Below are 21,888 nucleotides of genomic sequence, written 5' to 3' on the forward strand. Positions count from 1 at the left end.
CCTGAAGTCATGGCGGGAGCACAGCAGTCGCCGCGCGTACACCGCAAACACCGCCGTAGTGCACCTGTCGCCCCGCTCCGGACTGCCCCCGGAATCCCCCGGGTTGACGGGGCGTACGCCGTCATCGGTGCACTAGTACAGTGCCCGGGTGACGACTGAACCGCCCTATCTCAGGATCGCCGGTGAACTGCGCCGCCGGATCGTCTCCGGCGAGCTCGCCCCGGGCGACCGGCTGCCCTCCACGCGCGCGATCGTCCGGGAGTGGGGGGTCGCGATGGCGACCGCCACCAAGGCGCTGTCGGTGCTGCGCGGCGAGGGCCTGGTGCGGGCGGTGCCGGGGGTCGGCACGGTCGTGGCCGAGCGGGCCGCGCCGGGGCGCGGCGACGCGGGCGGCGGGCCCGCGCTGAGCCGTGGGCGCATCGTGCGCACCGCCATCGAACTGGCCGACGCCGAAGGGCTGCCCGCGGTGTCGATGCGCCGGGTCGCGACCCTCCTGGCCACCTCCACCATGGCGCTGTACCGCCATGTGCCGGGCAAGGCGGAGCTGGTCCGGCTGATGTCGGACGAGGCGTTCGCGGAACACCCGCTGGGCGCCGTGCCGCACGGCTGGCGGCCGGGGCTGGAACTCGCCGCCCGGTGGCTGCGGTCGGTGTACGGGCGCCATCCCTGGCTGGCCCAGGCCGTGGCCTCCTTCACCCGGCCGACGGCGTCCCCGCACGCGATGCGGTACACGGAGTGGGTGCTGCGCGTCCTCGCCGGCACCGGACTGCCGCCGCGCACCAAGCTCCACATCCACCTCACGCTCTTCGCCCATGTCCAGGGACTGGCGATGGCCGGCGAGCTGGAATCGCAGGCGCGGCAGGACACCGGACTGTCCGCGGAGGAGTGGATGGAAAGAAACGAGCCACATTTCGACGCCATCTCGGCCAGCGGCGACTACCCCTTCCTCAACTCGCTGTTCGAACACGAGGAGTTCGAGCTCGACCTCGGGATTCTCTTCGAATTCGGGCTCCGGAGGACGTTGGACGGCATCGCGGTGATGATCGGCGAAACGTCCGCTTAACGAACACGACGTTTCCGGCAACGAACGAATTCCGGCCAACTTGTTGACGCGGTCCTGACAGGAACATCTTCCGGCTGACACTCTTCACCCCGTTCTGCGCTCTTCTCGCTCACCCCGGACGGCTCACCGTGCCGCCGGTACCCCCCTCGCAGAAGGAGTCCGCGTGAGATCCACGCCCAGCCGTCGTGCCACCGCGACCGGCGCTCTGATAGCCGCAGCAGCCCTCGTAGCCGTCGGAGTCCAGACCGGCACGGCCACTGCAACTCCCAGCAGCGCCACCGCGGCGACCTCGGCGGCGGCCGGCGCCGACCACGGTGCCCTGGCCAAGAAGCTCTCCCCGTCCCAGCGCGCCGAGCTGATCCGCAAGGCGGACGCGAGCAAGGCGGACACGGCCAAGGACCTCGGTCTCGGCTCGCAGGAGAAGCTCGTCGTCCGGGATGTCATCCAGGACAACAACGGCACCACGCACACGCGCTACGAGCGCACCTTCGCCGGACTTCCGGTACTCGGCGGCGACCTGATCGTCATGGAGTCCAAGTCCGGGGCGAACCAGAGCGTCACCAAGGCCTCCAAGGTGACCAGCGGTCAGCTGAAGGCCGTGGACCTGAAGGCGGACGTCGCGCCCGCCAAGGCCGAGAAGCAGGCCCTCGGCCTCGCCAAGGCCGACGGTTCGAAGAAGACCGAGGCCGACCGGGCACCCCGCAAGGTGGTCTGGATGGCGCAGGGCAAGCCGCAGCTCGCCTACGAGACCGTCGTCGGCGGCCTCCAGCACGACGGCACCCCCAACGAGCTGCACGTCATCACCGACGCGGCCACCGGGGCGAAGCTGTACGAGTGGCAGGGCATCGAGAACGGCACCGGCAACACCCAGTTCAGCGGCCAGGTCACCCTCGGCACCGCACCGTCGTACACCCTGACGGACACGGGCCGCGGCAACCACAAGACCTACAACCTGAACCACGGCTCCTCCGGCACCGGGACGCTGTTCACCAACTCCACCGACGTGTGGGGCAACGGCAACCCGTCGAACGCCGAGACGGCCGCCGCGGACGCGCACTACGGCGCGGCCGAGACGTGGGACTACTACAAGAACGTGCACGGCCGCACCGGCATCCGCGGTGACGGCGTCGGCGCGTACTCCCGCGTCCACTACGGCAACAACTACGTCAACGCCTTCTGGCAGGACAGCTGCTTCTGCATGACGTACGGCGACGGCTCGGGCAACAACGCCCCGCTGACCTCGCTCGACGTCGCCGCGCACGAGATGTCGCACGGTGTCACCGCCGCCACCGCCAACCTGGTCTACAGCGGTGAGTCCGGTGGCCTCAACGAGGCGACCAGCGACATCTTCGCCACCGCGGTCGAGTTCTACGCCAACAACGCCAGCGACAAGGGCGACTACCTCATCGGCGAGAAGATCGACATCAACGGTGACGGCACCCCGCTGCGTTACCAGGACAAGCCGAGCAAGGACGGCGCGTCCAAGGACGCGTGGTACTCGGGCATCGGCAACATCGACGTCCACTACTCCTCGGGCCCGGCGAACCACTTCTTCTACCTGCTCTCCGAGGGCAGCGGCGCCAAGGTCATCAACGGGGTCTCCTACGACTCCCCGACCTCGGACGGCCTGCCGGTGACCGGCATCGGCCGCGACAAGGCCGAGCAGATCTGGTTCAAGGCGCTCTCCACCAAGTTCACCTCCACCACCAACTACGCGGCGGCCCGCACCGGCACCCTCGCCGTGGCCGGTGAGCTGTACGGCACCACCAGCGCCGAGTACAAGGCCGTCATGAACGCCTGGGCGGCCATCAACGTCGGCACCCGTGACGGCGGCGGCAACCCGGACCCGGGCGGCAAGGTCTTCGAGAGCAAGACCTCGGTGGCCATCCCGGACCGCGGTGCGGCCGTCACCAGCTCGGTCAACGTCACCGGTGTCACCGGCAACGCGCCCAGCGCCCTCAAGGTCGACGTGGACATCACCCACACCTACCGCGGTGACCTGGTCGTCGACCTCGTCGCCCCGGACGGCACCGCCTACCGGCTGAAGAACTCCTCGGCCGGCGACCCGGCGGACGACGTCCGCGGCACCTACACGGTCGACGCGTCGTCCGAGGTCGCCAACGGCACCTGGAAGCTCAAGGTCCAGGACGTCTACTCGGGTGACACGGGCAAGATCAACAGCTTCAAGCTCACCTTCTGAACCCCGCACCGGTCATGACCCGGTGACCACCGCCCGGCAGGAGCTCACGCCCCTGCCGGGCGGTTGCGTGTGTCCGGCGGGCGCTCAGCGCATCAGCACACCCGCGCCGTCCACGGCTGCTTCCGCGGGCAGCGCCACCAGGCCGAATTCCGCCCCGGTCGCCAGCAGCGGGTGGGCCGGCAGCACCCGCACCGTGTAGCCGTACGGGCCCGTGCGGTCGAGGGCGAGCGGCCCCTCGTAGAGCCAGCGGCCCTCCAGGTCCTGGCCCCCGGCCGGCTTCAGCGGGAAGATCTGGGCGTCCGAGATCCCGTCGGCCGCGTCCACCCGGCCGGCCACCGCCTGCACCTCCACGTCGTCCGGCTCCAGCACCCCGAGGGCGACCCTGACCCGGAGCATCAGCGCCGACCCCAGCTCGGCCGAACCGTCCGCCGCGGTGGGCGCCACGGCCTCCACATGGTCGACGGCCACCCGCGGCCAAGCGGCCCGGACCCGGGCCTTCCAGTCGGCGAGCCGACGCGCCGTCCCGGGGTCCAGCGCACGCCCGGCCTGCGCGGCGGGGGCGTACAGCCGCTCCACGTACTCGCAGACCATCCGGTCGGCCAGCACCTTCGGGCCGAGCGTGCCCAGCGTGCGGCGGACCATCTCGATCCAGCGCCCCGGAAGGGCCTGATCGCCGCCCCGGTCGTAGAAGCGCGGCGCGACCCGGTCCTCGATCAGCTCGTAGAGGGCTGCCGCCTCCAGATCGTCCCGGCGGTCCTCGTCCAGGGCCAGACCGTCGGCGGTCGGGATCGCCCAGCCGAAGTCCGGCTCGAACCACTCGTCCCACCAGCCGTCGAGCACCGAGAGGTTGAGGCAGCCGTTGAGCGCGGCCTTCATCCCGCTCGTACCGCAGGCCTCCAGCGGGCGCAGCGGATTGTTCAGCCATACGTCGCAGCCCGGGTAGAGCTTCTGCGCCATGGCCATCCCGTAGTCCGGCAGGAACACGATGCGGTGGCGCACCCGGGGGTCGTCGGAGAACCGCACCAGCTCCTGCACCAGCCGCTTCCCGCCGTCGTCGGCGGGGTGGGCCTTGCCGGCCACCACGATCTGGACCGGCCGGTCCGGGTGGAGCAGCAGTTTCCGCAGCCGGTCGCGGTCGCGCAGCATCAGCGTCAGCCGCTTGTAGGAGGGGACGCGCCGGGCGAAGCCGATCGTCAGCACGTCCGGGTCGAGCACGCCGTCGATCCAGCCCAGTTCGGCCGGCTCCGCGCCCCGGGCCCGCCAGGAGGCGTGCAGCCGTTCGCGCACCTCGGTGACCAGCTGTGCGCGCAGGGAACGCCGCAGCTCCCACAGCTCGCGGTCGGGGACCTCGGCGGCGGAGTCCCAGCGTCCGGGTGTGCCGCCGTAGCGGTTGCGCAGCCGGAAGACCTCGGGCGCGACCCAGGTGGGCGCGTGCACCCCGTTGGTCACCGAGGTGATCGGCACCTCGGCCGGGTCGAAGCCCGGCCACAGCCCGGCGAACATCTCCCGGCTGACCGAGCCGTGCAGGGTGGAGACCCCGTTGGCCCGCTGGGCTAGCCGCAGCCCCATCACCGCCATGTTGAAGAGGCCGGGCTCGCCGCCGGGGTAGGTCTCCATGCCCAGTTGCAGGATGCGTTCGACGCCCACGCCGGGGAGTTCGCCGTCGTCGCCGAAGTGCCGGGCGACCAGTTCGCGGTCGAAGCGGTCGATCCCGGCGGGCACCGGGGTGTGGGTGGTGAAGACGGTGCCGGCCCGGACGGACTCCATCGCGGAGTCGAAGTCGAGTCCGGTGCCGGAGAGTTCCCGGATGCGTTCGAGCCCGAGGAAGCCGGCGTGCCCCTCGTTGGTGTGGAACACCTCCGGTTCCGGGTGTCCGGTGAGACGGCAGTAGGTGCGCACGGCGCGCACCCCGCCGATGCCGAGGAGCATCTCCTGGAGCAGCCGGTGCTCGCTGCCGCCGCCGTACAGCCGGTCGGTCACCTCGCGTTCGCCCGGCGCGTTCTCCTCCACGTCGGAGTCGAGCATCAGCAGCGGTACCCGGCCGACCCGGGCCAGCCAGATGTGGGCGTGCAGCGAACGGCCACCGGGCAGGGCCAGCACCACCCGGCTCGGGGTGCCGTCGGCCTCGCGCACCAGGGTGACCGGGAGCTCGTTCGGGTCGAGCACCGGGTAGTGCTCCTGCTGCCAGCCGTCGCGCGACAGGCTCTGGCGGAAGTAGCCGTGCCGGTAGAGCAGGCCGACCCCGATGAGGGGTACGCCGAGGTCGCTGGCGGCCTTGAGGTGGTCGCCGGCCAGGATGCCGAGCCCGCCGGAGTACTGGGGCAGGGCGGCGGTCACCCCGAACTCGGGCGAGAAGTAGGCGACGGCGGCCGGGAGTTCGGCGCCCAGCTCCAGCTGTTCCTGGTACCACCTGGGGCCGTCCAGGTAGTTCCGGAGGTCCTGGGACGCCTCGGTCAGCCGGTGCAGGAACTGCTCGTCCCGGGCCAGCTCGGCGAGCCGGCCCGCGGACACGGCACCGAGCAGCCGCACGGGGTCGCACTCCGCCGCCGCCCGGATCTCCGGGTCGACGGCCTGGAACAGCTCACGGGTCTCGGTGTGCCAGGACCAGCGCAGATTGCGGGCGAGGTCGCTGAGCGGTTGAAGGGGGTCGGGGAGGACGGGACGCACGGTGAATCGACGAATGGCCTTCACGTATTCCACCTTTGCAGGGGACGCGGGGATCCGAGGGGACATACCTCGGTGCGTCCCTCACGCCCGTTCCGGCACATCGGCCACACAGGTAATGGCCGATTCCCTTCCCCCGTTCGGTCTTGTGGCACTCCGCACCAGAGGGAAAGCTGCCCAGTGGCGTCCGGAGAGGCACCGAAGGGCCCGTGGAACACGGGCCGGCGCCCGACACGAACAGGTCGTCAAAGAAACACCCGAGTATTTGACAAACCACCGGATTGGCCCACCGAGAATCGCGGGAAGACTTCTCCGGTACACAGCCCGAGTGCGCACCGGGTACCTCATGGAAGATGCCTGGATGCAGCACGAATGCGAGGCATCCGCGGGCCGGTTTTCATCCGGTTGACATCCGCGAAACATACCTGTGCCCCGCCCGTTCGACTGCCATTCGAGTGAATGCGGACAGGAGCGGCCATGCCCACACACGGTCAGCCGTCAATTGAGCAGCTAGAAAGGACGGACCCCATCGGTCGCGGTGCGCGTATTTCGCCCTCCGCCGCTGTGCCGCGTCCCGTTCGGCCCGAGCCCCAGTCCCGGGCCCAGTCCCCAGGTGATTCCATGATCGGTCGCATTCCCGTCCTCGACGTCCGTCCCCTCGTCGACTGCGGCAGAAGGCCCGCCAAGGCCGTTGCCGGTGAGACCTTCCAGGTCACCGCGACCGTCTTCCGCGAGGGCCATGACGCCGTCGCCGCCAATGTGGTCCTGACGGACCCGGGCGGGCGCCCCGGCCCCTGGACGCCGATGCGCGAGCTGGCCCCGGGCACCGACCGCTGGGGCGCCGACGTCACCCCGGACTCGGAGGGCCGCTGGACGTATACGGTCGAGGCCTGGAGCGATCCGGTCGCCACCTGGCGACAGCACGCCGCGATCAAGATTCCGGCGGGGATCGACACCGCGCTCGTCCTGGCGGAGGGCGCCGGTCTCCACGAGCGGGCCGCCGGCGGCGTACCCAAGCGGGACGGGCGCGAGGCGGTGCTGGCCGCCGTGGACGCGCTGCGCGACGAGTCCCGGCCGGCCGCCGCCCGGCTGGCCGCGGCGCTCGCCCCCGAGGCACTGGCGGCGCTCGCCCGGCACCCGCTGCGCGAACTGGTCACCGCGGCCCGGCCGCTGCCGCTGGTGGTGGAGCGCCGGCGGGCCCTGTTCGGCTCCTGGTACGAGCTGTTCCCCCGCTCGGAGGGCGCCAGGGTCGAGCAGGCCGGGCCGCCCGCGAGGCGCAGGGGCGGGGCCGGGAAGGGGCCGAAGGCGGCGAAGGTCCCGACGAGGATCGTCAGCGGCACCTTCCGCACGGCCGCCGAACGGCTGCCCGCGGTCGCCGCGATGGGCTTCGACGTGGTCTACCTGCCGCCGGTCCACCCGATCGGGACCACCCACCGCAAGGGCCCCAACAACGCCCTCTCGGCCGCCCCGCACGACGTGGGGGTGCCGTGGGCGATCGGCTCGGCCGAGGGCGGTCACGACGCCGTGCACCCCGATCTCGGCACCCTCGACGACTTCGATCATTTCGTCGCGACCGCCCGCAATCTGCGCATGGAGATCGCCCTCGATTTCGCGCTCCAGTGCTCTCCGGACCATCCCTGGGTGGAGAAGCACCCGGAGTGGTTCCACCACCGCGCGGACGGCTCGATCGCCTATGCCGAGAATCCGCCGAAGAAATACCAGGACATCTATCCGATCGCCTTCGACAAGGATCTGCGCGGACTGGTCACCGAGACGGTGCGCATCCTGCGGTTCTGGATGGATCACGGCGTACGGATCTTCCGTGTGGACAATCCGCACACCAAGCCGGTGGTCTTCTGGGAGAAGGTGATCGCGGACATCAACCGGACCGATCCCGATGTGATCTTCCTGGCCGAGGCTTTCACCCGGCCCGCGATGATGAAGACGCTCGCGTGCATCGGGTTCCAGCAGTCCTACACGTATTTCACCTGGCGCAACTCCCGGCAGGAAATCACCGATTACGTCATGGAGCTGTCGGGCGAAACCGCTTCCTACATGCGGCCCAACTTCTTCGTGAACACCCCGGACATCCTGTCCGGATATCTCCAGGACGGAGGCCGCCCGGCCTTCGAGACGCGGGCCGTGCTCGCCGCGACGCTCTCCCCGTCCTGGGGTGTCTACGCGGGCTACGAGCTGTGCGAGAACACCCCGGTCCGGCCCGGCAGTGAGGAGTACCTCGACTCGGAGAAGTACGAGATCCGGCCCAGGGACTGGGAGGCGGCGGAGCGCGAGGGCCGTTCGCTGGCCCCGCTCATCACCACGCTCAACCGCGTCCGGCGCCGCAATCCGGCGTTGCAGCAACTGCGCGACGTGCACTTCCACTCCACCGACAACGACGCGTTGATCGCGTACAGCAAGCGTTCGGGGTCGAACATCGTTCTGGTGGTCGCCAACCTCGACCCGCACCACACCCACGAGGCCACGGTCTCGTTGGACATGCCGCGACTCGGCCTCGACCGGCACGAGCGCGTGCCGGTGCGCGACGAGCTCACCGGCGATACCTATCACTGGGGCAGGACCTTCTACGTACGCCTAGAGCCGGGCGTCACGCCCGCGCACGTCGTGGTCCTGCGACCGTCCCCGCCGACCGGAGGGTCACCCACACCATGATCGTCAATGAGCCTGTCCACGACACGTTCGAGGACACCCCGGCCAAGGACCGCGATCCCGACTGGTTCAAGCGCGCCGTCTTCTACGAGGTCCTCGTCAGGTCCTTCCAGGACTCCAACGGCGACGGAATCGGCGACCTCAAGGGCATCACCGCCAAACTGGACTATCTCCAGTGGCTGGGCGTCGACTGCCTCTGGCTGCCGCCGTTCTTCAAGTCGCCGCTGCGCGACGGCGGTTACGACGTCTCCGACTACACCGCCGTGCTGCCGGAGTTCGGTGATCTGGCCGACTTCGTGGAGTTCGTCGACGCCGCGCACCAGCGCGGGATGCGCGTGATCATCGACTTCGTCATGAACCACACGAGCGATCAGCACGACTGGTTCCAGCAGTCCCGCACCGACCCCGAGGGGCCGTACGGCGACTACTACGTCTGGGCCGACGACGACAAGCAGTTCCCGGACGCCCGGATCATCTTCGTCGACACCGAGACGTCCAACTGGACCTTCGACCCGGTGCGCAAGCAGTACTACTGGCACCGGTTCTTCTCCCACCAGCCCGATCTCAACTACGAGAACCCGGCGGTGCAGGAGGAGATCATCTCCGCGCTCCGCTTCTGGCTGGACCTCGGCATCGACGGCTTCCGGGTGGACGCCGTGCCGTACCTCTACCAGCGGGAGGGCACCAACTGCGAGAACCTCCCGGAGACCCACGACTTCCTCAAGCGGGTCCGCAAGGAGATCGACGCGCACTACCCGGACACCGTGCTGCTCGCCGAGGCCAACCAGTGGCCGGAGGACGTCGTCGACTACTTCGGCGAGTACCAGGCCGGCGGCGACGAGTGCCACATGGCGTTCCACTTCCCCGTGATGCCGCGGATCTTCATGGCGGTGCGCCGCGAGAGCCGCTACCCGGTCTCGGAAATCCTGGCGAAGACACCGGCGATCCCGGCGAACTGCCAGTGGGGCATCTTCCTGCGCAACCACGACGAGCTGACCCTCGAAATGGTCACGGACGAAGAGCGCGACTACATGTACGCGGAGTACGCCAAGGATCCGCGGATGCGGGCCAACATCGGCATCCGCCGGCGACTCGCGCCACTGCTGGACAACGACCGCAACCAGATCGAGCTGTTCACCGCGCTGCTGCTGTCACTGCCCGGCTCCCCGATCCTCTACTACGGGGACGAGATCGGGATGGGCGACAACATCTGGCTCGGCGACCGGGACGCGGTACGCACCCCGATGCAGTGGACGCCCGACCGGAACGCCGGGTTCTCCTCCAGCGACCCGGGGCGGCTCTACCTCCCCACGATCATGGATCCGGTCTACGGCTACCAGGTCACCAACGTCGAGGCGGCGATGGCCTCCCCGTCGTCGCTGCTGCACTGGACGCGGCGGATGATCGAGATCCGCAAGCAGAACCCGGCCTTCGGCCTCGGCTCGTACAACGAACTGCCGTCGTCGAACCCGGCCGTGCTCGCCTTCACCCGTGAACACGGCGACGACCTCGTGCTGTGCGTGCACAACTTCTCGCGGTTCGCGCAGCCGACGGAGCTCGATCTGCGGTCGTTCGAGGGGCGTCATCCGGTGGAGCTGATCGGCGGGGTGCGCTTCCCCGCCATCGGCAAGTGGCCCTACCTGCTGACTCTCGCGGGGCACGGTTTCTACTGGTTCCGGCTGCGCAAGGACGCACCGCCGAGCTGACCGGACAGCGCGTCCCACCACCCGTCGCGGGGCGGTTTCCGCCGCCCCGCACGGGGCACCCTCCCCCACATCGCACACGTACGGCCCCTTCCGGGCCCCATCTGGCGTTTCGATCCCATCGAGTCGAGTCCGTACGGACCATCCTGACCCGACACGTCCCGCACAGCCGGACAGCTATTGCCGCAATCCGGGACACTCTTCGCATCCTGTGGTGTGCCCGGGGAAAGGACGCGATGCCATGTCGGAGGCTGCATCCATTCGGGTCGCCCTGGCCGACAGCCCAGCCCTGCTCCCGTCTCTCGCCCCCCTGCTGCACCAATGGCTGCCCCGGCAGCGGTGGTTCGCGGGCAAGGGGCGGCCGGTCACCGCGTTCTCGCTGGTGTCGGCGACCGAGATACTGCCGGTGGACACCGGTCCCGTCACCGCCGGAACCGGAACCGGGCTGCTCCATCTGCTGGTCCGGGTCCATCAGCCGGCCACGCCCGAGCGGTCGCCGGACGACTGCTACCAACTGCTGCTCGGCGTACGGTCCGTGCTGCCGCCCCGGCTGGCGCCCGCACTCATCGGCCGGGTGACCGAGGGGCCGCTGGCCGGCCGCACCGTCTACGAGGCGCTGCACGATCCGCGCCTGGCCGAACTTCTGCTGGAACGATTCCGTACCCCCGGCACCCTGGGCGCGCTGCGCTTCGACCGGAGCGGCCCAGCCATCGCGGCGGACCTCGCACCGCGGGTGCTCGACACCGAGCAGTCCAACACCTCGCTCGTCTACGGCGACGCGTACATCCTCAAGATCTTCCGCCGGATCTTCCCGGGCACCAACCCCGATCTGGAGCTGCCGCTCGCGCTGGCGCGGGAGGGCTGCGGGCGGGTGCCCGCCCCGGTCGCCTGGTTCGAGGCCGCCACCGCCACGGAGCCGCTCACCCTCGGCGTCCTCCAGCCGTTCCTGAGCGGCGCGCAGGACGGCTGGCAGCTCGCGCTGCGCGCCCTGGCCGAGGGCCGGGACTTCACCGAGGAGGCCCACGCGCTGGGCCGGGCCACCGCCGAGGTGCACACCGCGCTGGCCGCCGCCCTGCCGACGCCCGCCCTGCACCGCGCCCAGACCGAGCACCTGGCCGCCGCGATGGTGCGCCGGCTGGAGGCCGCCGCCCAGGCGGTACCGGAACTCGTGCCGTACGTCCCCGGGCTGCGCACCGCCTTCGACGCGGTGGCCGCGCTGGGGCACCGGGCGCGCGACCGGGCGGCCCAGCGGGTGCACGGCGATCTCCATCTCGGCCAGACGCTCCGCGCGGCCGACGGATTCTGGTCACTGATCGACTTCGAGGGCGAACCGGCCAGACCGCTGCCCGAACGCCGCCGGCCACAGCTCCCGGTCCGCGACATCGCCGGGATGCTCCGCTCCTTCGACTACGCGGCCCGCTCGCACCGCCCGTGGAACGCCGACTGGGCGGCCCGCTGCCGGACCGCCTACTGCGAGGGGTACGCCCGCGCGGCGGGCGCCGACCCGCGCGGCGAACCGGAGCTGCTGCGCGCCCACGAGACCGACAAGGCGGTGTACGAGGTGCTGTACGAGGCACGGCACCGGCCCGACTGGCTGCCGGTCCCGATGGCCGCGATCCACCGCCTGGCCGCTGCCGACGACTGACGGCCCGGCGCGCGCTCCCGCCACCGCTCCCCCCGCTCCCCCTTTCCTTCCCCCCGACCCCCTCCGAGGAGGCTGTCCCCGTGACCGCCCGCAAGCCGTCCCGCAAAACGCCCGCCCCCACCGAGGCCCCCCGAGTCCCGCCCCCGGCACCCGAGACGGCGGCGGCCCCCGCCACGAAGCCGCGCCCCCGCCGCAACACCGCGGGCCGGGGCGTACGGCGGGCGCACCCCCTCGACGACGGCGACCGGGGCCGGCTGCTCGCCGGTGAGCACCACGCCCCGCACGATCTGCTCGGCGCCCACCCGGTCCGCGGCGGGGTGACCTTCCGGGTGCTGCGTCCGTACGCCCGGTCGGTGACCGTGCTCGCCAAGGGGCTGCGGGCCCAGCTGCACGACGACGGCGACGGGTTCTTCTCCGGGCTGCTGCCGATGCCCACGCTGCCCGAGTACCGGCTGCTGGTCGCCTACGACGACAACGAGATCGAGGTGCAGGACCCGTACCGCTTCCTGCCCGCGCTCGGCGATCTCGATCTGCACCTGATCGGCGAGGGCCGGCACGAGGAGCTGTGGACCGCCCTGGGCGCACAGCCCATGGAGCACCAAGGGGTGGCGGGCACCCGGTTCACCGTGTGGGCGCCCAACGCCCGCGGGGTGCGGGTCGTCGGGGACTTCAACTACTGGGACGGCACCGGCTTCCCGATGCGCTCGCTCGGCTCCAGCGGGGTGTGGGAGCTGTTCCTGCCCGCGATCGGGGAGGGCGCGCTCTACAAGTTCGACGTCTGCCGCCCGGACGGCTCGCACACGCTGCGCGCCGACCCGATGGCCCGGTACGCCGAGGTGCCGCCCGCCAACGCCTCGATCGTGACGGCCTCGCACCACCGTTGGCGGGACCAGGAGTGGATGGCACACCGCGGGGACGTCCCGGTGCACGAGGCCCCGGTCTCGGTGTACGAGGTACATCTGCCTTCCTGGCGACCGGGCCTGACCTACCGTCAACTGGCTGCCCAGCTGCCGGCGTACGTGAGGGATCTCGGTTTCACCCACGTCGAGCTGATGCCGGTCTCCGAGCACCCCTTCGGCGGTTCGTGGGGCTATCAGGTCACCGGCTTCTACGCCCCGACGTCCCGCATGGGCACCCCCGACGACTTCCGGTTCCTCGTCGACTCCCTGCACCGGGCCGGGATCGGGGTGATCGTCGACTGGGTTCCGGCGCACTTCCCGCGCGACGACTGGGCACTGGCGGAGTTCGACGGCCGCCCGCTGTACGAGCACTCGGATCCGTCACGGGCGGCGCATCCCGACTGGGGCACCCTGGAGTTCGACTTCGGGCGCACCGAGGTGCGCAACTTCCTGGTGGCCAACGCCACTTACTGGTGCGAGGAGTTCCACATCGACGGGCTGCGGGTGGACGCCGTCGCCTCGATGCTCTACCTCGACTACTCGCGCAAGGAGGGCGAGTGGTCCCCCAACGAGCACGGCGGCCGGGAGAATCCGGACGCCGTCGCGTTCCTCCAGGAGATGAACGCCACCGTCTACCGCCGCAATCCCGGTGTGGTGACCATCGCCGAGGAGTCCACCGCCTGGGACGGCGTCACCCGCGCCACCCACCACGTCGGACCCGGCGGCTTCGGCGGCCTCGGCTTCGGGCTGAAGTGGAACATGGGCTGGATGCACGACTCGCTGGAGTACGTGTCGAAGGAGCCGGTGCACCGCAAGTACCACCACAACGAGATGACCTTCTCGATGGTGTACGCGTACAGCGAGAACTACGTCCTGCCGATCTCGCACGACGAGGTGGTGCACGGCAAGCGTTCGCTGGTCTCCAAGATGCCCGGCGACTGGTGGCAGCAGCGCGCCAACCACCGCGCCTACCTCGGCTTCATGTGGGCCCACCCCGGCAAGCAACTCCTGTTCATGGGCCAGGAGTTCGCCCAGGGGGCGGAATGGTCGGAGGGCCACGGCCCGGACTGGTGGCTGCTCGACCCCTCGTACGCGGCGGAGAGCGACCACCGGGGCGTGCGCACCCTGGTGGGCGACCTGAACACGGTCTACGCCGGGACCCCCGCGCTCTGGCAGCGCGACACCGTGCCGGAGGGCTTCGACTGGGTGGACGGCGGCGCCGCCGAGGACAACGTCTTCGCCTTCCTGCGCTACGACGCGCACGGCTCACCGCTCCTGGCGGTCAGCAACTTCTCCCCGGTGGTGCGGCACGACTACCGCGTGGGCGTCCCGGACGTGCCCGGGGACCGGGTCGCGTGGGCGGAGGTCCTCAACACCGACGACGCGCGGTACGGCGGCAGCGACGTACTGCACCGCGGACCGCTGAAGCCCGAACCGGTGGCCGCGCACGGCCGCCCCGGCAGCATCCTGCTGACGCTGCCGCCGCTGGCGACGGTCTGGTTCAAGCCGGTGTGAGCCCGGGATCGCAGGCTCATGGCCGATTCCTTTCCAGGCGTCCATGACCCCGGCATTCACGTTCAGGTGATTTCCCTCCGGCGCCCTCCTGAATCGATGGCCCACTTCGTACGATGCTTGTTCAGCGCCGATTTCCACGTCGGCGAAGTGGGCTCTTGGTTCCATATTCGATTCAAGGGGAAACTATGATCTCAAGAACGAGGAACGTCGTGCGCACGATGGCCGCGGCGCTCGCCGCAGCCGCCGCGTTCACCCTGGCCGGGCCGGTCGGAACCGCTTCCGCCATCGACCACGTCACCTGCGACCCGGACGCGGGCTTCCTGAAGATCTGGTCGCACAGCGGCGGCCGGGACAGCGTGGACTGCTATGCGAATCGCGGGAAGATCGACTTCGGCGGGTGGTGGGTCGACCAGATCTCCACGGGAAACAACGACGTGAAGTACTACGACGCCAATGGCGACGTGGTGAAAATCGCCCGGTGGTCGAATATTAAGTATTCGAACGTACCGAAGGTCGATGCCATCGAAATCCTGTAGGGATTTCGTCCGGGGACATTCCGAAGTCCCGGTGAGCCCGCCTCAGGCCCTCTCGAATACCTCTTCCAGCTCCTGGAGGAGCTTGCGCCTGGGGCGGGCGCCCACCATCGACTTCACGGGTTCACCGCCCCGGAAGACCATCAGGGTCGGTGCGGAGAGCACCGCGTACCGGCTCGCGATGCCGGGGCTGGTGTCGATGTCCAGCTGGACGACCTCCATGCGCCCGGTCAGTTCGGTGGCGACGGCGCTGAGCACGGGGGCGAGCTGGCGGCACGGGCCGCACCAGTCGGCGGTGAATTCGACGAGCACCGGGCCGTCCGCAGCGAGCACCTCGGTGTCGAAGGTGGCGTCGGTGACCTCGGCCACGCCCTCTGCATGAATCATCTGTCATCCTCCCAGTTCACAACGTGGTTCCGGACCGCAGGGGAGTACCGCCCCGGCCTCCAGCTCGGCCCTGGCGAGCTGTGCGCCCACCTCGGCGCGGACCGTGCGGAGCTGTTCGATCAGCGAGTCGAACTCGCCGAGCTTGCGCCGGTAGACGGCGAGCGAGGCGGGGCAGGCGTCACCGGCCGGGTGGCCGGCCCGCAGGCAGTCGACGAACGGCCGGGTCTCCTCCAGCTCGAAGCCGAAGTCCTGAAGGGTGCGGATCTGCTGGACGAGGCGCAGATCGTCCTCGTCGTACGCGCGGTAGCCGTTGTCGGCCCGCCGCGCGGGCAGCAGTCCGCGGGACTCGTAGTAGCGCAGAGTCCGCGTGGTCGTCCCGGCCCGTTCGGCCAGCTCCCCGATTCGCATGTCCTCGACGGTAGACCTTGACGCGGACGTCAAGGCAAGCGCGAAGGGCCGCCGCGGGAGTTCCCGCGACGGCCCTGCCGACGGTGCTCGTGGTGGTTACGCCTTCGCCACCGCGTGCCGCTCGTCGCCCTCGCGCGGCTCCGGGACGCCGTGCACGTCGGCGTCCTGGTTGAGCATCTGCTCGTTCCACGGGAGCGCGCCGGAGAGCACCTTGTCCACCCGCTCCTTGTCGATCTCCTTGGTCCAGGTGCCGACCAGGACGGTGGCGACCGCGTTGCCCGCGAAGTTCGTCATGGCACGGGCCTCGCTCATGAAGCGGTCGATGCCGACGATCAGGCCGACGCCGTCGACCAGTCCGGGGCGGTGCGACTGGAGGCCGCCCGCGAGGGTGGCCAGGCCCGCGCCGGTGACTCCGGCGGCCCCCTTCGAGGCGACGATCATGAAGAGCAGCAGCGAGATCTGCTCACCGGCGCTCAGCGGGTCGCCCATCGCGTTGGCGATGAAGAGCGAGGACATCGTGAGGTAGATCGCGGTGCCGTCGAGGTTGAAGGAGTAGCCGGTCGGCACGGTGATGCCGACGACCGGGCGGCTGACGCCGAGGTGTTCCATCTTGGCGATGAGCCGGGGCAGCGCGGACTCGGACGAGGAGGTGGAGAGGATCAGCAGGAACTCGCGGCCCAGGTACTTCAGCAGGGCGATCAGGTTGACCCCGGCGACCAGCCGCAGGATGGTGCCGAGCACCACGAAGACGAAGATCGCGCAGGTGACGTAGAAGCCGATCATGATGATCGCGAGGGACTTCAGCGCGTCCACACCGGTCTCGCCGACCACCGCCGCCATCGCGCCGAACGCGCCGACCGGGGCCGCCCACATGATCATGGCGAGGATACGGAAGACGAGGCGCTGGATGTGGCCGATGCCGCGCAGCACCGGCTCGCCGGCCGATCCCATGGCCTGGAGCGCGAAGCCCGCGAGCAGCGCGATGAGCAGGGTCTGGAGCACCTCGCCCTCGGTGAAGGCGGAGACGATCGTGGTCGGGATGATGCCGAGCAGGAAGTCGGCGGTGGACTCGCTCGCCCCGGCGGCCTGCTTCTCACCGGCGGCGCGTACCGCCTCGGTGAGGTGGAGGCCCTGGCCGGGCTCCAGGAGGTTGCCGACGAGCAGGCCGATGGCGAGCGCGACGGTCGACATCACCAGGAAGTAGCCGAGGGCGAGGCCGCCGACCGCGCCGACCTTGGCGGCCTTGCGCACCGACCCGACGCCCAGCACGATCGTGCAGAAGATGATGGGCGAGATCATCATCTTGATCAGGTTCACGAAGCCGGTGCCGATCGGCTTGAGCTCGACGGCGACGCCCGGGGCCGCGAAGCCCACCAGGATGCCGAGCCCCACCGCCGCGATCACGGCCAGATACAGATAGTGCGTGCGGTCCCGCTTGGCGGCTGCCACTCCCACGGGGGTTCTCCTCGGCTCGTCCGGTAACTCCCCCGTCCCTGGGGGCGCAAGGGCTGCCCGGCGGATGGGAGCCGGAAAAACCCTTGGCGAATATCTCGCCCCCTGTGACCCCGGTCACCGTTGCGTGCATTTCGTTCATCGGATTTCGGCCAGGCAGACTGTGGCCATGCGTCTCCCCCGCCCCCGTACCCGCCCGCGCAGCCTGGCCGGTCAGCTCTTCGCCATGCAGGTGGTGCTGGTGGCGGCCGTGGTGGCGGGGTGCGCGTGCTTCGCGTACGTCTCCGGCAGCGAGCAGGCGAAGGAGACCGCGGCCCGGCAGGTCAGGGCGGCCGCCCTGGCGATCGCCGATTCGCCGTCGGTACGGGAGGCGATCGGCACCCCGGACCCGTCCGCCGTGCTCCAGCCGTACGCGGAGCGGGTCCGCAGGGACACCGGGATCGCCTTCGTCACCATCATGTCCCCGGAGCGGGTCCGCTGGACGCACCCGGACTCCGACCGGATCGGCGAGCAGTTCCTCGGGCACACCGCGCGGGCGCTGCGCGGCGAGACGTTCACCGAGACGTACACCGGCACGCTCGGCCCCTCGATCCGGGTCGTCACACCGATCCGGGACGGCTCCAGGATCACCGGCCTGGTCAGCGCGGGCATCACGGTCGAGCGGGTCTCCTCCCAGGTGCGGGCGCAGCTCGGGGCGCTGGGGCTGGCGGCGGGCGGGGCGCTCGCCCTCGGCGGCCTCGGCACGTACGTGATCAACGCCCGGCTGCGGCGGCACACGCACGGGATGAACGCCGCCGAGCTGAGCCGGATGCACGACTACCACCAGGCCACGCTGCACGCGGTGCGCGAGGGGCTGCTGATGCTCGACGGGCGGCGCCGGATCGCGCTGATCAACGACGCGGGCCGGGAGCTGCTCGGTCTGGGGCCGGGTGCGGTGGGGCGCAGGGTCGCCGAGCTGGATCTGCCGGCGCCGCTGACCGGTGCGCTGCTCGCCTCCGAGGAGCGGGTCGACGAGCTGCATCTGACGGCGGACCGGGTGATCGTGGTCAACACCCGTCCGGTGGTGGGCGGGGAGCAGCGCGGCACCGTCGTGACGCTGCGCGATCACACGGAACTCCAGGCGCTGTCCGGTGAGTTGGACTCCGAGCGGGGGTTCACCCAGGCCTTGCGCTCGCAGGCGCACGAGGCGGCGAACCGGCTGCACACCGTCGTCTCGCTGATCGAACTGGGCCGGGCGGAGGAGGCGGTGGGCTTCGCCACCGCCGAGCTGGAACTGGCCCAGGCGCTCACCGACCGGGTGGTGGGGGCGGTCGCCGAACCGGTGCTGGCCGCACTGCTGCTCGGCAAGGCGGCGCAGGCGAACGAACGAGGGGTGGAGCTGGTGCTCGCGGACGACAGCCTGATCGACGACGGCGACCTGCCCGCGACGCTGCCGCACCGGGATCTGGTGACGATCCTCGGCAATCTCATCGACAACGCGGTGGACGCGGCGTCGGAGGCGGTGACCGGTGCGCCGGGGCCCGGGTCCGTGCCCGCCCAGCGGGGAGCGGGTGGCGGCCGGGCCGCCCGCGCCCGGGTCACCGTCACCGCGCTGGCCGGGGAGGGCGAGCTGCTGCTGCGGGTCGCCGACACCGGTGCCGGGATCGGCCCGCAGGACGCCACCGCGGTCTTCGACCGCGGCTGGTCGACGCACGGCACCGGCCGGGGAATCGGCCTGGCCCTCGTCAAGCAGGCGGTGCACCGCAACGGCGGCACGGTCACCCTGGACGGCGGCTCGGACGGCGATACGGAGACCGGCGCGGACGGCGCCACGGGCGGCGGTGCGCGGTTCACGGTGCGGCTGCCGCTGGGAGTCGCCGGCCGCACGGCACACACCACGAAGGAGGCCACGGCGTGATCCAGGTGCTGGTCGTCGAGGACGATCCCGTCGCCGCGGACGCCCACCGGCTTTACGTGGGCCGGGTCCCCGGCTTCACGGTGGCGGCCGTCGCGCATTCGCGGGCCCAGGCGGTGCGGGCGCTGGAGCGTACCCCGGTCGATCTGCTGCTCCTGGATCTGTATCTGCCCGACGGGCACGGTCTGCAACTGCTGCGCTCGCTGCGCGCGGCCGGGCACTCGGCGGATGTCATCGCGGTGACGTCGGCGCGCGATCTGGCGGTGGTCCGGGAGGGGGTGTCGCTCGGGGTCGTCCAGTACGTGCTGAAGCCCTTCACCTTCGCCACCCTGCGCGACCGGCTGGTGCGCTACGCGGAGTTCCGCGCGGCGGCCGGTGAGGCGAGCGGCCAGGACGAGGTGGACCGGGCGCTCGGCGCACTGCGCGCCCCGCAGCCGGCCCAGCTGCCGAAGGGGCTCAGCAGCCCGACGCTGGAGGCCGTCACCCGGGCCCTGCGGGCCGCCCCGGACGGGGTGACGGCGTCGGCGGCCGGGGAGGAGCTGGGCATCTCGCGGATCACCGCACGCCGCTATCTGGAGCACCTGGTGACGGTGGGGCGCGCGGTGCGCAGCCCGCAGTACGGCCAGATCGGCCGCCCGGAGCTGTACTACCGGTGGGTGACCCAGAACCACTGAATCCGTACAGCCCACGGCTCTTAGGACGTTCCTACGATCCGTGGATATCGGTGGAACACACCGTAGTCATTCCATGCCTTGACTCCTACGGTGGGGCCGTGCACCCGTCCCCGCCGTTCAACGCCCCCGCCGCGCGCCGACTGCGCGAGGCCCTGGGGATGCTTCCCGGCCATGTCGCCTACGGTCTCGCGGCCCAGTACGGGCTCCGGGTGAGCACCGGGACGGTCATCGCCTGGGAGCGCGGGCTCGCCTCGCCGACCGAGTACGAACTCACCGCGCTGGCCGGGGTGTTGTGGTGCTCTCCGGCCGAACTCCTCACCGCCGCACGCACCCTGCGGGAGCACCGGGTGGCCCGGGAGCTGGCCGTGGAGGAGCTGGCGCGGCTGCTGGGGCTGACCACCTCCGCGTATCTGCGGATGGAGGAGTCGGGGCGCTGGCGCGGCAACGAACGCCAGTCCGCGGCGCTCGCCGAGGTGCTGGGGCTGACGCCCGCCGGGTTCGTGACGGTGTCCGGCCGGGACGAGGAGCTGGCGGAGCTGCTGCGCGGCGCGGTGACCACCCGCTGGCAGGCCCAGCTGCGGCCGGTGGCGAAGCTGGTGCCGCTGGAGCGCGGCTTCCTCCAGGACGTGCTGGAACAACTGCACACCGACTACCAGGCGCTGATGGTGTCGACGCTGAGCTGGAGCAGCACGGGTACGGAGCGGGCCGGGACCACGGGCGACGAGGGACGGGTGTTCCTGGCGGAGATCCTGGAACGGTTCTGGCGGGCGGCGGGGGTGCCGGGACCGGACGGCTGAGCCGCCCGGCACCCCCCGTACGCGCTCAGCCGCCGGGCGTCCCCCCGGCCACCGGGTCGAAGGAGAACAGGCTTCCCCGGTCCGCTCCGTCGCAGCTCGTCTGCACCAGGTAGGCGCCGCGCTCCTTGCTGTTCCTCTCGGTACCGACGCAGAGGCGGGTGTGGGCGGGACGGATGCGGTACCCCTCGACGGGACGGCCGACGGGCTCGATCAGGAACTCCTCCGCGTCGCCGCGCTTGCCGCACTCCTGGTCCTGCAGCCCGGCTCCGGCATCCCGCATCCCGTCCCAGACTCCGGTGCAGCCCAGGTCGTAGTCCGGGTGATCGGTCACGATCCGCCAGGCGTCGCCGTCCAGCGGCTTGAGGGAGAAACTCGGGATCGTCTCCTGCTCGCACGGCACCTGGTACAGCCTCCCGCTGTCGCTGCCCCGCTTCTCGGAGAGGCAGAACCCGGAGTGCACGGACCGGATCTGCACCGTACGCCCGGCCACGGGCCCGCTTACGGGGGTGGCTTTCCGCTCGTCGTCCCGTACGAGGAGGGTGACGGTCACCGCGGCGGCGGCGAGCACGACGAGCGCGACGGCGGCCGCCACCACGGTCCTGGACCGGCGCCGGCGGGCCGGGGCCGGTCCGGGGAGGGGGACGGTGGGCGGCTCGGACGAGTACCCGGCGGTCGCTTCCGGTGCCGCCCCGGACGCCTCCGCCGTCCCGGCCCGCTCCCCGCGCACGGCGAGCTCCTTGCGTACGGCGAGCCAGTCCGCCACCTGCTCGGGCCCGCAGCCGCAGGCCCGGACGAAGGCGGCGAGGAGTTCCTCGCGCGGCACCGACGTACGCCCCAGCATGTTGGCGATCGTGGAGCGCGGCAGCACGTCCCCGACCGCTTCGGCCCGCTGGGAGAGTTCACGGAACGTCAGACCCGACGCCTCCTTGAGCAACCGCAACAGGGCGATGAACTCGGGCGTGCTGCGCGCCTCACGAGGATCCGGAGCTCTGCCGTCGACGACCATCTGTTGTGCCTCTCCCCTGGATTCCGCGCCCGGACAAGGTTGGGACATGTCCCGGACAGGGACAAGCCTTGTTGATCCGGTCCGCGGGCTCAAGAGTTGTTTCCGGCACCGCGGCCCGTCCGGATCCGACCATCCGGAACGGCTCCCGGGCGCCGGGGGAACGGCAAGCGGCCCTGACCGTCCACGGGGGGACAGTCAGGGCCGCCGGGTCGTCACCCCCGGTCCGCTGCCGCGCGGCCGGGGCCAGCCGGGGTCAGAAGACCGACTCGGCCTCGTCCATCCGGTCCTTGGGGACCGTCTTGAGCTGTGTGATCGCGTCGGCAAGCGGAACCATCTCGATGTCGGTGCCGCGCAGCGCGGTCATCCTGCCGAAGTCGCCCC

Annotated in this window: 15 protein-coding genes and 1 pseudogene; 10 read left to right on the forward strand and 6 right to left on the reverse strand. The window is 70.9% G+C overall.

The window, feature by feature from the left end:
• The first annotated feature begins 148 nt into the window (after positions 1 to 148).
• Both EES42_RS01690 and EES42_RS01695 read left to right on the forward strand, forming a co-directional pair.
• Positions 149 to 1,063: a TetR/AcrR family transcriptional regulator C-terminal domain-containing protein gene (locus tag EES42_RS01690; RefSeq protein ID WP_124716308.1), complete on the forward strand. Its 915-nt coding sequence runs from the start codon at positions 149 to 151 to the stop codon at positions 1,061 to 1,063.
• Between the two features lie 163 nt (positions 1,064 to 1,226).
• Positions 1,227 to 3,263, forward strand: coding sequence for a M4 family metallopeptidase (locus EES42_RS01695; protein ID WP_124716309.1), 2,037 nt, complete (start codon positions 1,227 to 1,229; stop codon positions 3,261 to 3,263).
• Positions 3,264 to 3,347: 84 nt separating this feature from the next.
• Here the strand turns inward: EES42_RS01695 and glgP are convergent, their stop codons facing one another.
• Positions 3,348 to 5,954 carry an alpha-glucan family phosphorylase gene (gene glgP, locus EES42_RS01700; protein ID WP_206433334.1) on the reverse strand — a complete coding sequence of 869 codons (2,607 nt, stop codon included), beginning with the start codon at positions 5,952 to 5,954 and terminating at the stop codon, positions 3,348 to 3,350.
• Positions 5,955 to 6,548: 594 nt separating this feature from the next.
• Here glgP and EES42_RS01705 point away from each other — a divergent pair.
• The 5 genes from EES42_RS01705 (at position 6,549) to EES42_RS01725 (ending at position 14,892) form a co-directional block, all read left to right on the forward strand.
• Positions 6,549 to 8,597: an alpha-1,4-glucan--maltose-1-phosphate maltosyltransferase gene (locus EES42_RS01705; RefSeq protein WP_124716310.1), complete on the forward strand. Its 2,049-nt coding sequence runs from the start codon at positions 6,549 to 6,551 to the stop codon at positions 8,595 to 8,597.
• Positions 8,594 to 10,300, forward strand: coding sequence for a maltose alpha-D-glucosyltransferase (gene treS / locus EES42_RS01710; RefSeq protein ID WP_124716311.1), 1,707 nt, complete (start codon positions 8,594 to 8,596; stop codon positions 10,298 to 10,300). The genes EES42_RS01705 and treS overlap by 4 nt, the downstream gene beginning before the upstream one ends.
• A gap of 238 nt (positions 10,301 to 10,538) precedes the next feature.
• Positions 10,539 to 11,942 carry a maltokinase N-terminal cap-like domain-containing protein gene (locus tag EES42_RS01715; RefSeq protein WP_124716312.1) on the forward strand — a complete coding sequence of 468 codons (1,404 nt, stop codon included), beginning with the start codon at positions 10,539 to 10,541 and terminating at the stop codon, positions 11,940 to 11,942.
• Positions 11,939 to 14,356 carry a 1,4-alpha-glucan branching enzyme gene (glgB, locus tag EES42_RS01720; protein WP_124717352.1) on the forward strand — a complete coding sequence of 806 codons (2,418 nt, stop codon included), beginning with the start codon at positions 11,939 to 11,941 and terminating at the stop codon, positions 14,354 to 14,356. Before EES42_RS01715 ends, glgB begins: the two co-directional genes overlap by 4 nt.
• Positions 14,357 to 14,541: 185 nt before the next feature.
• Complete coding sequence (locus EES42_RS01725; RefSeq protein WP_124716313.1) at positions 14,542 to 14,892, forward strand: beta/gamma crystallin domain-containing protein; 351 nt, start codon at positions 14,542 to 14,544, stop codon at positions 14,890 to 14,892.
• A 42-nt stretch (positions 14,893 to 14,934) separates the two neighbouring features.
• Here the strand turns inward: EES42_RS01725 and trxA are convergent, their stop codons facing one another.
• The 3 genes from trxA to EES42_RS01740 all read right to left on the reverse strand — a co-directional run bounded on the left by trxA (position 14,935) and on the right by EES42_RS01740 (position 17,139).
• Entirely contained in the window at positions 14,935 to 15,276 is a 342-nt protein-coding gene (trxA, locus tag EES42_RS01730) for a thioredoxin (RefSeq protein WP_124716314.1), read from the reverse strand.
• A 3-nt stretch (positions 15,277 to 15,279) separates the two neighbouring features.
• Positions 15,280 to 15,684: a MerR family transcriptional regulator gene (locus EES42_RS01735; RefSeq protein ID WP_124716315.1), complete on the reverse strand. Its 405-nt coding sequence runs from the start codon at positions 15,682 to 15,684 to the stop codon at positions 15,280 to 15,282.
• Positions 15,685 to 15,780: 96 nt separating this feature from the next.
• Positions 15,781 to 17,139 carry a cation:dicarboxylate symporter family transporter gene (locus EES42_RS01740; RefSeq protein WP_124716316.1) on the reverse strand — a complete coding sequence of 453 codons (1,359 nt, stop codon included), beginning with the start codon at positions 17,137 to 17,139 and terminating at the stop codon, positions 15,781 to 15,783.
• A gap of 166 nt (positions 17,140 to 17,305) precedes the next feature.
• Here EES42_RS01740 and EES42_RS01745 point away from each other — a divergent pair, with 166 nt between their 5' ends.
• From EES42_RS01745 to EES42_RS01755, 3 genes are all read left to right on the forward strand, one after another.
• A complete protein-coding gene (locus EES42_RS01745; RefSeq protein ID WP_124716317.1) occupies positions 17,306 to 19,033 on the forward strand; it encodes a sensor histidine kinase in 1,728 nt (575 codons plus the stop codon).
• On the forward strand, positions 19,030 to 19,704 hold the full coding sequence (locus EES42_RS01750) for a response regulator (RefSeq protein WP_124716318.1): 675 nt from the start codon (positions 19,030 to 19,032) through the stop codon (positions 19,702 to 19,704). Before EES42_RS01745 ends, EES42_RS01750 begins: the two co-directional genes overlap by 4 nt.
• 158 nt (positions 19,705 to 19,862) lie before the next feature.
• On the forward strand, positions 19,863 to 20,501 hold the full coding sequence (locus tag EES42_RS01755) for a helix-turn-helix domain-containing protein (protein WP_124717353.1): 639 nt from the start codon (positions 19,863 to 19,865) through the stop codon (positions 20,499 to 20,501).
• A 25-nt stretch (positions 20,502 to 20,526) separates the two neighbouring features.
• Here EES42_RS01755 and EES42_RS01760 read toward each other — a convergent pair whose 3' ends face one another.
• Together EES42_RS01760 and EES42_RS01765 are read right to left on the reverse strand one after the other, a co-directional pair.
• The gene (locus EES42_RS01760) at positions 20,527 to 21,507 is read right to left on the reverse strand and encodes a helix-turn-helix domain-containing protein (RefSeq protein WP_164495147.1); all 981 of its coding nucleotides are present in this window, start codon (positions 21,505 to 21,507) and stop codon (positions 20,527 to 20,529) included.
• A gap of 253 nt (positions 21,508 to 21,760) precedes the next feature.
• Positions 21,761 to 21,888, reverse strand: a pseudogene (locus EES42_RS01765) (6-phosphofructokinase); the annotation flags it as partial.

This window comes from Streptomyces sp. ADI95-17 (assembly GCF_003846175.1).
In the GTDB taxonomy this organism is placed as follows: Bacteria; Actinomycetota; Actinomycetes; order Streptomycetales; family Streptomycetaceae; genus Streptomyces; species Streptomyces sanglieri.